Origin of the sequence: Mycobacterium sp., assembly GCF_049673265.1 — a bacterium.
Taxonomy (GTDB): Bacteria; Actinomycetota; Actinomycetes; order Mycobacteriales; family Mycobacteriaceae; genus Mycobacterium.
Genome location: NZ_JBATXN010000624.1, coordinates 1 through 10,574 on the forward strand (window position 1 = coordinate 1; position 10,574 = coordinate 10,574).

Genomic DNA, 10,574 nt, shown 5'->3' on the forward strand with positions numbered 1-10,574 from the left:
GCCTTGGCGAGCATGGGTAGTGAAGTGTTCACGACGCGGTGTCTGCTTCGGAAACCGCGTTGCGCAGGAATAATCCGGCCGTCTCAAGACTGGTCCATCCCTGGTCACGCGGCCAGAGCCAATACCCGTGCATCAGACCAGGCCAGACCTGCTCGTCGCAGCGACCACCAGATGCGAGCACCTGCGCAGCAAACGCCTCGGCGTCGGCACGCATGACTTCCCTTGTTCCATAATGTATCTGGATCGGCGGCAGACCGGAGAGATCGGCATTGAGCAGACACAGCCGCGGGTCCGCGGCATCGTGGGCACCGACATACAATGCGACTGCGCGTGCGGCCAGACGGGGATCGAGTGGCTGCTGCCGGGGACGCGAGTCGGCAATGCAGGCTCGGTATGCCGGATCGATCAGCGGCCCGAACAAAGCGAGCGCAGCCGGGGCGGGCAGCCCTTCGTTGCGCAGCCGCAAGGCAAGCGCGACCGCGAGGTGCCCGCCGGCCGAGTCCCCGGCGACGACGAGTCTGGCCGGGTCGTGGCCCTGTGTAAGCAGCCAACGGTACGCGGCGAATGCATCGTCTTCGGCTGCTGGAAAAGGATGCTCAGGTGCCAGCCGGTAATCAATGGCGAATGTCGGCATGCCGGAGAACTTGGACAGATGCGACGCGAACCCGCGATGTGTGCGCGACGAGCAGATCAGGTAGCCGCTGCCGTGCAGCACCAGGATCACCCCGACGCCGTCGTCTGCCTCGGGGGCCCACACCCACTCCCCTCGCACCGCTGCGGACACCGGTTTGATCCGGATGCCGGGAACCACCGGGGTGGTGCGGGAAATCAGATAGTCGGCCGCCGGGCGCATTCCGGCGAACAGCCACCGCTGGGAGAGCAACACGTTGAGCATGATGGTGAAGGGCAGCCCGGTGACCGGAATATAGGACAGCCGGTCAAGTGCAGCGATTGAGCTGCGCCGCAGACTTTTTGCCGTCCTCTGGAGGGTCATCCGGTGAGAAGGCCCTTGGCGATGTGGGTTATCTGGACCTCGTTGCTGCCGGCGTAGATCATCAACGACTTCGCGTCGCGGGCCAGCTGTTCGACCCGGTACTCGGCCATGTAGCCGTTGCCGCCGAAAAGTTGCACGGCCTCCATCGCGACGTCGGTGGCGGCCTCCGACGAATACAGCTTGATCGCCGAAGCCTCGGCCAGCGGCGGCACCTTTCCGGCCTGCATCTTCTCCAGCGTTTGAAACACCATGTTCTGCACGTTGATCCGGGCGACTTCCATCTTGGCCAGCTTGAGCTGAATGAGCTGGAATTCACCGATGTTCTTGCCCCACAACGTTCGGGTTTTGGCGTAGTCGACGCACCGCCGGTGGCATTCGTTGATGATTCCCAACGCCATCAGCGCGACGCCGAGTCGTTCGGCGGCGAAGTTCGCCCGCGCACTCTCCCGACCGTCGCCGCCGGTGTGCTGCTCGGTCTCGCCGAGCAGCCGATCGGGTGTGAGCCGGACGTTGTCGAAGAACAATTCGCCAGTCGGCGATGACATCATGCCCATCTTTTTGAAGGGCTTACCCTGGGTCAGCCCCGGCATGCCGGAATCGAGCACGAACGGCAACACCGGCCGATTGCGCCGGTCGACCGAACCGTCATCGAGTTTGGCGTAGACGATCAGAACATCGGCGTACGGCCCGTTGGTAATGAACGTCTTCTGTCCGTTGAGCAGGTAATCTTCGCCGTCGCGTTTGACCGCGGTCTTCATCCCGCCAAACGCATCCGAGCCTGAGTCTGGTTCGGTGATCGCCCACGCCGCAATCTTTTCCAGCGTCATCAGCTCGGGCAGCCAGCGCTCCTTTTGCGCGAGGGTGCCGCGACTCATGATCGTCGCCGCACCCAGGCCGAGGCTGACACCGACGCTGCCAAGCAAACCAAGACTCACCCCGGCCAGTTCGGACACCAGCACCGCGGCCATCGACGCCTGCGCACCCAGATTTCCGAATCCGGCCGATGAGGGCTTCTCGGTCTCAGCTTCGGCGGCTCGCTCCTTGTCCAGCATCGACTTGACCGCTTCGGCGGCCAGCACGTCGAGGCCGAACTCGCTGAACAGTTTGCGCGCGATGGGATACGGCGACAGCTCACCGGTTTCCAACCCGTCGAGATGCGGCCGGATCTCCTTGTCGATGAACCCGCGCACCGCGTCCCGCATGATCAGGTCGGTGTCAGACCATTCGAACATCATCTGCTCCTTATTGCGGCAGGCGACTGGCGATATCGTCAATCAGCCACGGGCCGTCGGTCTCGATGGTCTCGACGTCGTGCCAGCCGGCCAGCACCGAAATCGCCCCGCCCTGAACCGCGTACACCTTGCCCGTGATCGGGCACTTCTCGGTCGCCAAATAGGCAACCAGCGGCGAGATGTTCGCTGGACTGAACAGGTCGAGCTCACCCTCCTCCGGTTCGGCCATCAGCGAACCCATGCCCGGGGTGGCAAGCGTGAGCCGCGTGCGGGCAATCGGTGCGATCGCGTTCACCCGCACCCCGTAACGCTCTAGCTCCTCGGCGGCGATCAGCGTCATAGCCGCGATGCCCGCTTTGGCCGAACCGTAGTTGGCTTGGCCGGCATTCGGCAGCGTCACCCCGGAGCCCGACGCGGTGTTGATTACCGCTGCGTTGGGTTGGTCACCGGCTTTCGACTGCGCCTTCCAGTAGGCGGCGGCATGCCGCAGCATCGCGAAGTGACCCTTCAAATGCACGGTGATCACCGCGTCCCAATGCGATTCCTCCATGCCGGCGATGAACGAATCCCGCAGGATCCCAGCATTGTTGACCAAGACGTCGAGCCGGCCGAACTCGGCGATAGCCTGCAGCACAATGCTTTCCGCGCCGCTCCAGGTCGCGACATTCTCGGTGCTGGCGACGGCGGTGCCACCGGAGGCGGTGATCTCGTCGACTACCTCGCGCGCCGGGCTGCTGTCGGAGCCATTGCCCGCGTTGTCGCCGCCGAGGTCGTTGACAACGACTTTGGCGCCTTCCCTGGCGAACAGCAGCGCGTGCTCGCGGCCGATTCCACGGCCCGCGCCGGTGATCACCGCGACGCGGCCTTCTAGTGCACCCATTGATAGGACTCCTCGATCTCAGTCGGCTATTACCGCCAGCCCGTCGGTGATGACCCATTCCACGCCGGCATCATTACCTTTGGCTGTCTCGAACGCGTAGCTAGTGATTCCGTTGGCGCTACTGACATCCCAGACCCGGGTTTCCAGATCGTCGCCGGGCAGCACCGGTTTGGAGAAACGGACCGCGAATCGCTTGAGCCGGTTCACATCCGAACCGGCAAGCTCGGTGAGCACCGCCCACGAGGTGAAAGCCATCGTGCACAACCCGTGGGCGATGATTCCGGGCAGCCCGGCGTCTTTGGCCACCTCATCATCCAGGTGGATCGGCATCGGATCGCCGGCAGCCGGCGCGTAACGGAAGGTCTGATCGCTGTCGATGTGCTGCACGACCTTGGCCAACGGTGCCCGCTCGCGCAACTTCTCGTCGAACTTGTGCTCGGGGCTGAGTTCGCCGACCGCTTTACCGACTTTGAAACCCCGTACAAAGGTCGTGACGTACTGTTCGTTGACCAGCTCACCGTCCTCGGTGCGACATTCCAGCGCGATCGCGGCGCGGGTACCCTTCTCCAATCCCTGGTATCCGATCATCTTGCCTCGCGACACCAGCTTGTCTCCGGGTCGGATGGGCCGATGAAAGTGGAAGTCCTGCTCGCCGTGCACGACTCGTGGGATCGCCTCGATCGGCATCACATCGACGGCCGGCATGAGCAATGCCTCGAAAACCGGGACTATCGCGAACACCGGCGGCGCGATGTCCCCGCTGCGGTGCGCCTCGATCGGGTCGTTGGTGGCCGCCGCGTACTCGGCCAGCCGCTCCCGGGTGACCTCGAACCGCTCGTCGTCGGTCCAGCGGTTCAGCCCAGAGTCATCGAACTCCAGCTGCTCAGTCGCCATGCCTAGCCCTCAGTAGACCCTGCCGCGGCCAACGCGTCGAGCTGGTCGAGCGTCTTGTCGAGCTGTTTGACGCCGTCCTTCTCCACCGCCTTGCCCAACGCGCCCTTGATCAGCGCGCCGTCGAAGTCGCCGAACACCGTGAAATTGGAACCGCTTTCGGCCGGCTCGATGGTGAAGGTGAATTGCGCCTTGACGCCGGCCATTCCGGTGCCCGACAGCACAAGACTGCGCGGCGCGTCCACCGATTCGATCGTCCACTCGATCTTGTTGGCCATCCCCAGCATGACGATCTTGGCAGTCAACTTCGCTCCCTCGCTGAGCGTTGCGGGTGGTTCTTCAAGCCACTTCTCATGAACCGTGAACCATTTGTCCCAGTTGGCGAGGTCGCTGACGGTTCCCCACAAAGCCTCCGGGCTGGCGGACAGATCTCTGGTCGCTTCAATGTGTCCCACGGGTGATCCCTCCTGAGTTCTTCGGCCGGTTCAACGTTCGGCCCGCTGATACGCGGTGATGACAGCCGCGCCGCCGAGTCCGATGTTGTGCTGCAGGGCCGCCGACACGTTGTCGACTTGGCGCTCGTCGGCGGCGCCGCGCAGCTGCCAATTCAGCTCCGCGCACTGCGCCAAGCCGGTGGCGCCGAGCGGGTGTCCTTTGGAGATCAGCCCGCCGGACGGGTTGACCACCCAGCGACCGCCATAAGTGGTCTCTCCGCCATCGATCAGCTTGCCCGCCTCGCCCTCGGCGCAAAGACCGAGTGCCTCGTAGAGCAGCAGCTCGTTGGCGGAGAAGCAGTCGTGCAACTCGATGACTTGGAAGTCCTCGGGTCCCAGTCCGGACTGGTCGTAAACGCGGTGCGCGGCTTGCACATTCATGTCATAGCCGATCAGCCCCTTGCAGGTGCCGTCGAAGCTGCTGGCGAAGTCGGTGGTCATGGCCTGCCCGACGATCTCCACAGCCTGGCCGGCCAGGCCGTGCTTGTCGACGAACGCCTCGGAGGCCAGGATCGCCGCGCCGGACCCATCAGAGGTCGGCGAGCACTGCAGCTTGGTCAGCGGGTCGTAGATCATCCGCGAAGCCAGGATGTCGTCCAGCGTGTACGCCTCCTGGAACTGCGCGTACGGGTTGTTCACCGAATGCTTGTGGTTCTTGTAGCCGATCTTGGCGAAATGCTCTGCGGTGGTGCCGTATTGCTTCATGTGCTCGCGACCGGCGGCCCCGAACATCCAGGGCGCCGCCGGAAAGAGCACCTCGGAGATTTCGGCCATTGCCATGACGTGCTTGTCCATCGGCTGGGTGCGGTCGTCGTACATCGTCCCCAGTGAGCCGGGCTTCATCTTCTCGAACCCGAGCGCGATGGTGCAGTTTGCAAGACCGCCCCGAATCGCCTGGGCGGCAAGGTATAACGCGGTCGACCCAGTCGAGCAGTTGTTGTTGACGTTGACGATCGGAATGCCGGTCATGCCGAGCTCGTAGAGAGCCCGCTGGCCAGACGTCGACTCGCCGTAGACATACCCCACGTAGCCCTGCTCGACTTCCGTGTAGTCGATGCCGGCGTCCTCGAGCGCCTTCGTGCCCGACTCTTTGGCCATGTCGGGGTAGTCCCAGCCCTCGCGCCGTCCCGGCTTCTCGAACTTCGTCATCCCGACGCCGACGACGTAGACCTTGTCCGCCATGTCACTCCTTCCGGTACCTTCCCACAAACATACATTACGGAACGTATCTAGCAAAAGCCTGCGTGGCTTCGGCCCGAACGCATCGAGCACCGCGACCAGCTGAACATGTGTCTTATAAGTTATAAGCCGCTCGGTCCCGGGTATCCGCAGTCGAGATGGTGCCTAGCCGGGGCGCCGCGACGACAGGAGCTGTAATGGCCGGATCAATAATCCTCGCCCTCATCGTGGGCGCGCTCATCGGATTGGTGGCGCGGCTTGTCATGCCGGGCAAACAAGACATCGGCATGATCATGACGATTGTCCTCGGCGCCCTTGGTGGCTTGATCGGCTCGTGGGTGGTGACCAAGTTCTTCGCATACCACAACGCCAACGGTGGAATCGCGTGGATTCCATTCCTCGTCGGCGTCGGCGTTGCCGTCGTCCTCATCGCGATCTGGGAAGCGATAAGGGGTACTCGCAGCCGCCGCAGCGTGCTTCGGTAGCTCGCTCGTCGGCTCAGCCCAACGATGCTGACGCCAGCGCGGCGGTAGCGACCGCGCGCAGATGCACGCACGCGCGGTCCCATCGGCGTCGTGCACGCTGTGAATCGCGGTCGACAAAGCTCGCCACAAGGACTCCGCGCAGCGCGTCCATCGCGGTGTAGACGACATTGCGGAGCTCCTTTTGCGCGGGGTGCTCCGGCAGCAGTTGGGCGATGGCGGCGATCAGCGTGCTGTTGACGACGGGCTCCACCCGCTCGACCTGTTCAGCCAGCACCGGATCAGTTCGGGCGGCAACCCAAAGCTCCAGCGTCGCAATGAACATCGGGCCCTGATGCGCTTCCCACAGGAACTCCAGCATCGCCGATACGGGATCGGAGCTGCTCTGAACGCGTCCGAGTTCGCGAATCGCGCCTTGCGCACGCTGTTGAGCCAGATGCTCGATGGCCGCGACCACCAGATCTTCCTTCGACCGGAAGTGGTGGATTTGCGCGCCCCGGGTAACGCCGGCAAGCTCGACTACCCGCTGGGTGGTGGTCCCCGCGTAGCCGTAAGCCACCAGGCATTCGATGGTGGCGTCCAGCAGCCGCGTCCGCATGGCGGCTGTGCGCTCCGCCTGAGTGCGCCGCACACGCTGTCCGTTGACTTCCGCCGCCATCGCGACCGCACAACCTTTCGAAGTAGATACATTCAACTGGGAATGTAATACTACCGCATCGGTGACGGAGTTGAGTCTCGGCGCCCACCGACACCGCTGTCCATGACGTAGCTGCGATCATCGGGCTCGTTGAGCAGCCGCAGATAGTCCTGTGGGAGATATGGCCACAGTTCCGGCGACCCGTCGGGTCCCTGGTACCAGCTGCTGCAACCGGTCGTCCACACCGTGCCGGGCAACCCGCGCCGAATGTGTTCAACGTAGGCGTCGATAGCAGCGGCCGTGGGTCGTAGGGTGTCGTACTCCCCCGCAGCCCAGCGTGTAATCCACCTGAGCACGTAGGCCGCCTGCGCTTCGGCAACCTGCACCAGCGAGAAATTCCCGATCGGGGAATGCGGACCAAGCAGCATGAACAGGTTCGGCATGCCTTGGACGGCGACGCTCTTGTGGGCGCGAGGACCGGCTGACCACATGTCATCCAGCGTCTGGCCGCCGTGGGTGCGGACCGTCGCGGGACGCACATAATCGTGTGCGTTGAATCCCGTTGCCAGCACGACGATGTCGGCCTCGTGCAGACGGCCGTCGGTGGTCCGGATGCCGCGCTCCTCGAACCGTTCGATGGCCGTCGTCTCCACGGTCACGTCGGGACGCTGCACCTGGCGGTAGAAGTCCGGGTGAATGATCAGTCGCTTGCACCCGGGCCGGTAGTCCGGAGTGAGCTTGGCGCGCAATACCGGATCGACGACCGAAGCGAGATTGCGTTCGCACCCCCTGTTGACCAAGCGTCGGCGCAATCCGGGCCGCGTGAGGAAGACGCTGAAAACCTTGAACGATTCGTCTTCCGCCCGGCGCAGCGCCCTGCTAAGCAACCGGCTTCGGCTCAGCAACGCGCGAGCGGCCGGCGGTATCGACGGGTTGGGCAGCCGGGCGACCCATTGCGGGGTGCGCTGAAAGAGCGTGGCGTGAGCCGCCACCCCGGCCACCGCCGATATCAGCTGCACACCGGTGGAGCCGTTGCCGATGACGGCGATCCGCTTGCCGGACACCTCGATGTCATCGCTCCACCGTGCCGAATGGACGATCTGGCCGGCGAAGTCGTTGATACCCGCGAAGTCCGGCGTGCGGGGCCGGTGCAAAAAGCCGGTCGCGAGGATGACGAAGTCGGCGTCCAGAGTTTCTCCGTCATGGGTGGTTAGCCGCCAGTGCTGCCCGGTGTGGTGGGCGTCGACAACCTCGGTGCGGTAGCGGATCATTCGTTCGATGTTGTGCCGGCGCGCCGATTGTTCGAAGTAGTTCTGGATCTCCGGGCCGGGCGAAAAGACCCGGCTCCACGACGGATTCAAGTCGAACGAGTACTGGTACAGGTGCGACGGCACGTCGCAGGTCAGCCCCGGATAGCGGTTGTCCCGCCAGGTCCCGCCGAGCCGGTCGGCCTTCTCCAGCACAGTGACGTCGCGAAAGCCCGCGCGGTCGAGCAGGATCGCCTGACACAGCCCGGACATCCCGGCGCCGACGATCACGACCCGCGGCGCGCGGCGCATCAGGCCCCCGGGGCCGATGCCTGCGCTCGCGGCGTCAGCGCCACCCGCATGTGGGCCAGGCCGCGCAACGAGCTATTGGTCGTCCACTCCGGTATACCGATCACATCGATGCGCTCTACCCGCTCGGTGAGTTCGCACAGCACCGCTCTAGTCTCCATCCGCGCCAGGCTCGCGCCAAGGCACAGATGAATTCCCGACCCGAACGCAACGTGAGACGGATTGCGCGCTGCCACGAATGCGTCGGGGTTGTCGAACTGCCGCGGGTCGCGGTTGGCCGCACCCCATAGCAGCGCAACCCGCGCACCGGCTGGAATTGTCACGTCAGCTACTTGGTATGGGGTTTTCGCTGTGCGATAGAAGCCCTGAATTGGCGACGAGAAGCGCAGCTGTTCTTCGATCGCGCTGCCAATCAGCGGGTCGGGATCCCGCCGGATCAGCTCGAACTGGTCGGGGTTTTCCGACAGCGTCAGGAACATCGTGCTCAGCAGGTTGGTGGTGGTCTCGTTGCCGGCCAGCAGGAGCAGCAACGCGAAGTAGAACAGTTCGTCGCGGCTGATCTCGCCGTCGCCTGCGGTGGCCACCAAATGGCCCAGCAGAGTGTCGCGGCCCAGCAGCTCGCGGCTGTCGATCCGGCTGCAGAAGTACGAATGCAGATGGCGCACGCCATTGAGGGTAGGCACCATCTGCCACAACCCTTTTGGTGTTAGTTGGATATTGGCCACTCGCACGGCCTCGTTGGACCAGTACCGGAAAAATTCTTCGTCCTTCGGCGGAATGCCGAGAATGTGCGCGATCATCCGCATCGGCAACGGCACCGCCAGCCGTTGCACGACATCCGATCCCGGATTGGCCATCAACTCCGAGACCCGTTCGCGCGCAAGCTGATTTACGGTCTCCTGCCACCCCGACAGCGCGCCGCGCGCGAACGCGGGCTGCACCTTGCGCCGCAATTCGGTGTGTCGCGGTGGATCCAGGTTGAGAAGCACCGGGATTTCGGCGCGGGACCGAGTCACGCCTTCGGCGTTGGACAGCGTCGCGGCATTGCGGGCCGCGGCGCGCACGTCGTCATAGCGGCTGAGGATGAAGATGTTGCGTTTGCGGTTGTATCGGACCCGCGGGCCGGCCAGCAGTTCCGCGTATCCCGGATAAGGGTTGGCAGCGGTCACCGGATCAAAGGGGTCAAACGACGTCTCGTGGATGTCCGGATATTCGCGGCGCTTGAGCATTGCGCCCAGATCGGTGGTGACGTTGGTGTAGAGACCTTCCGCGAACGGCCGCGCCATCGACGTTGCCAACCGGAGGTCGTGCTTGAGGGTCACGGTTCCTCCGTCCGCCATGCCGGATCCGATCAACCGATGCAAACATGACCGTAACAATTATTTCTGTAACAGACAATGGGGTTAAGATCAGCGTCATATGGAGATCACGATCGACGAGCTTGCCCAGCACGTTTCCATGTCCTCGCGCAATATCCGGGAGTGGCAGCGCCAGGGTTTGCTGCCTCCGCCTACCCGCCGCGGACGTGTGGGCATCTACTCCGACGAGCACGTCGCGCGGATCAGGCGGGTGCAGCAGCTGCACGCCGAAGGCTTCCCGCTCGACCTGATCCGGCGCATGATCGACACCGGCATAGGCAACGAGAGTGACATCCGGCACCTGGCGGCCGAAGTGCTGGCCCCATTCAGCACAGCCGGCCCCATCACGATTAGCCGAGCAGAGCTCGACAACCGACTCGGCGCCGGCGCTGCCGCGCAGCTGGCCAAGCTCGGCCTGGTCGCCGACGCCGACAGTGACCCGGTGTCGGTGCGCGACGCAGAGACACTGGACCTGATCGAAGGCCTTACCGACATGGGCGTCGCGCTGGAGCGGATGGTTGCCACGTTGGTTGATGTCCGCGAGCACCAGCGCCGCATCGCCGACGTGATCCTGCGGACCTACGCCGAAGATGTGTGGGAGCCGTTCGTGTCGTCGAAATTCGCTGCGCCCGATTGGGGTTCGCTGGCCGACCATGCGGGGCGAGGCCGCCAGTTGGTGAGCGTTCTGCTCACGCACCTGCAGCAAGCCGCGTTCGACGACGCTGCGGCAGCGGTGATGTTGAGCGAGGTCGGGCAGGCCGAGCGGGCGCTGGACGGCATCAAGCCATCACAGAGTGGCCGGTCGGATCACCACGACTGACTTGGTTTTCGGCCCCTCGTCGCGGAGCAGCGCGATAACCCGGCCGTCGGC

At 64.1% G+C, this 10,574-nt stretch carries 12 protein-coding genes; 2 read left to right on the forward strand and 10 right to left on the reverse strand.

The window, feature by feature from the left end; genetic code table 11:
* Nucleotides 1-28 precede the first annotated feature (28 nt).
* The 6 genes from WBF82_RS21040 to WBF82_RS21065 are packed head-to-tail and all read right to left on the reverse strand — an operon-like array spanning nucleotide 29 to nucleotide 5,673.
* On the reverse strand, nucleotides 29-994 hold the full coding sequence (locus WBF82_RS21040) for an alpha/beta hydrolase (RefSeq protein ID WP_424384865.1): 966 nt from the start codon (nucleotides 992-994) through the stop codon (nucleotides 29-31).
* On the reverse strand, nucleotides 991-2,226 hold the full coding sequence (locus tag WBF82_RS21045) for an acyl-CoA dehydrogenase family protein (protein ID WP_424384866.1): 1,236 nt from the start codon (nucleotides 2,224-2,226) through the stop codon (nucleotides 991-993). The genes WBF82_RS21040 and WBF82_RS21045 overlap by 4 nt, the downstream gene beginning before the upstream one ends.
* A 10-nt stretch (nucleotides 2,227-2,236) precedes the next feature.
* Nucleotides 2,237-3,106, reverse strand: a complete 870-nt coding sequence (locus WBF82_RS21050; RefSeq protein WP_424384867.1) for an SDR family oxidoreductase — start codon at nucleotides 3,104-3,106, stop codon at nucleotides 2,237-2,239.
* Nucleotides 3,107-3,124: 18 nt separating this feature from the next.
* A complete protein-coding gene (locus WBF82_RS21055) occupies nucleotides 3,125-4,000 on the reverse strand; it encodes a MaoC/PaaZ C-terminal domain-containing protein (RefSeq protein WP_424384868.1) in 876 nt (291 codons plus the stop codon).
* Nucleotides 4,001-4,002: 2 nt separating this feature from the next.
* The gene (locus WBF82_RS21060; protein WP_424384869.1) at nucleotides 4,003-4,452 is read right to left on the reverse strand and encodes a type II toxin-antitoxin system Rv0910 family toxin; all 450 of its coding nucleotides are present in this window, start codon (nucleotides 4,450-4,452) and stop codon (nucleotides 4,003-4,005) included.
* Between the two features lie 30 nt (nucleotides 4,453-4,482).
* Entirely contained in the window at nucleotides 4,483-5,673 is a 1,191-nt protein-coding gene (locus WBF82_RS21065) for a lipid-transfer protein (RefSeq protein ID WP_424384870.1), read from the reverse strand.
* Nucleotides 5,674-5,867: 194 nt separating this feature from the next.
* On the opposite strand from WBF82_RS21065, the gene WBF82_RS21070 reads away from it, so the two are divergent.
* The gene (locus WBF82_RS21070) at nucleotides 5,868-6,155 is read left to right on the forward strand and encodes a GlsB/YeaQ/YmgE family stress response membrane protein (RefSeq protein ID WP_424384871.1); all 288 of its coding nucleotides are present in this window, start codon (nucleotides 5,868-5,870) and stop codon (nucleotides 6,153-6,155) included.
* A 13-nt stretch (nucleotides 6,156-6,168) separates the two neighbouring features.
* On the opposite strand, the gene WBF82_RS21075 is transcribed toward WBF82_RS21070, so the two are convergent.
* Genes WBF82_RS21075 through WBF82_RS21085 form a run of 3 tightly spaced genes read right to left on the reverse strand, consistent with a single transcriptional unit; the run spans nucleotide 6,169 to nucleotide 9,667 of the window.
* Nucleotides 6,169-6,810: a TetR/AcrR family transcriptional regulator gene (locus WBF82_RS21075; RefSeq protein WP_424384872.1), complete on the reverse strand. Its 642-nt coding sequence runs from the start codon at nucleotides 6,808-6,810 to the stop codon at nucleotides 6,169-6,171.
* Between the two features lie 50 nt (nucleotides 6,811-6,860).
* The gene (locus tag WBF82_RS21080; protein WP_424384875.1) at nucleotides 6,861-8,351 is read right to left on the reverse strand and encodes a flavin-containing monooxygenase; all 1,491 of its coding nucleotides are present in this window, start codon (nucleotides 8,349-8,351) and stop codon (nucleotides 6,861-6,863) included.
* Nucleotides 8,348-9,667, reverse strand: a complete 1,320-nt coding sequence (locus WBF82_RS21085; protein ID WP_424384873.1) for a cytochrome P450 — start codon at nucleotides 9,665-9,667, stop codon at nucleotides 8,348-8,350. Before WBF82_RS21085 ends, WBF82_RS21080 begins: the two co-directional genes overlap by 4 nt.
* Before the next feature lie 97 nt (nucleotides 9,668-9,764).
* Between WBF82_RS21085 and WBF82_RS21090 the strand changes: the two genes are divergently transcribed.
* Nucleotides 9,765-10,523, forward strand: a complete 759-nt coding sequence (locus tag WBF82_RS21090) for a MerR family transcriptional regulator (protein WP_424384874.1) — start codon at nucleotides 9,765-9,767, stop codon at nucleotides 10,521-10,523.
* Here the strand turns inward: WBF82_RS21090 and WBF82_RS21095 are convergent.
* On the reverse strand, nucleotides 10,491-10,574 hold an 84-nt coding region (locus tag WBF82_RS21095), incomplete at its 5' end, for a hypothetical protein (RefSeq protein ID WP_424384876.1). The two genes, WBF82_RS21090 and WBF82_RS21095, sit on opposite strands and share 33 nt — an antisense overlap.